This window comes from Streptomyces sp. ActVer (assembly GCF_027270795.1).
GTDB lineage: Bacteria > Actinomycetota > Actinomycetes > Streptomycetales > Streptomycetaceae > Streptomyces > Streptomyces umbrinus_A.
In genome coordinates this window covers 1-971 of record NZ_JAPWHT010000951.1, presented here as the reverse complement: position 1 = coordinate 971, position 971 = coordinate 1, and the positions used below count along the sequence as shown (strand labels likewise).

General features: G+C 72.3%; 2 protein-coding genes. Both read right to left on the bottom strand.

Annotation, left to right across the window (positions count from 1 at the left end; genetic code table 11):
• A partial coding sequence (locus O3Q52_RS53555; protein ID WP_269655608.1) for a hypothetical protein occupies positions 1 to 197 on the bottom strand: 197 nt, incomplete at its 3' end.
• 109 nt (positions 198 to 306) lie between these two features.
• The gene (locus O3Q52_RS53550; RefSeq protein WP_269655609.1) at positions 307 to 888 is read right to left on the bottom strand and encodes a sugar kinase; all 582 of its coding nucleotides are present in this window, start codon (positions 886 to 888) and stop codon (positions 307 to 309) included.
• Between the last annotated feature and the right edge of the window lie 83 nt (positions 889 to 971).

Below are 971 nucleotides of genomic sequence, written 5' to 3'. Positions count from 1 at the left end.
CCCCTTCGGACGCCCGCGCCGTGCCTCCGGACGACCGTGAGCTCGGTGTCCGGGCCGAGGAGTGGTGCGTCCCCGTCCGGGTCCCAGAAGGCGATCCGGCCGTCGCGCGGCAGGGCGGCGGGCAGGAAGACGGCGGCCAGCCGCACGGACACCTCGGGCTCGGTGCCGACAGCGGCACGCGTCTGAACCACGCTCATGCTCCCGGCCACCTCCCTCGCCCCGGTCCGGCCCGCCCTGGTCGGATCACTCGTCTTCGACTCTACGGGCCGGGTCTGACAGTGCGGCTCGGCGGCGGAGCGGGGCGGGTCAGGGTGTCGTTCTGGAGACCACGTAGACCATGGGATGGCCGGGCTTCGCCCAGTCCACGACGATGTCCTGGGTGGGCGTCGGGTTCTTCTGCGCGTGGGTCAGGCCCGACCACGGGCCGGGGCCCGTGAACTCCCAGCCGACGACCCGCCGGTCGCGGGCGCCGATGGCGACGTCGTTCTTCTTCAGGGCGGCACGGCTGGTGCCGATGGTCTTGAGGAACTTGTCGAGACCCTCGTCGCTGGTGAGGAACTGGACATAGAGACGGCTGGTCTTCCAGTTGTTCGTCTCGTAGTACGCGACCTCGGCCGAGGACCCCGGGATGGGGACCCGGTAGAGGCGGCGCTGGACGCGTGAGGGCCAGCCCGGCGTGAGGCCGGTCGCCGAGTACTTCTCCTCCTTGGCCTTGCCGCTGTTGCGGCTCTGGTTGGCGGAGATCACCAGGTAGCCGGCCGGGACGCCGATGAGCAGCACGATGATCAGCAGGGTCAGGGAGCGGCGGCGGATCATGTGGCCGCGGTCCTCGGGCGGCCGCGGTGGCTCGTCCGGGGGCGAGGCCTGGCGCGGCAGCGAGGCCGTCACAGCGAGTCCCGTGCGGAGCGGCGCGACTCGGCGTAGCGCTCGTACCGCTCGTAGCGCTCCACCCGGCGCCGGTTGGCGCGCCG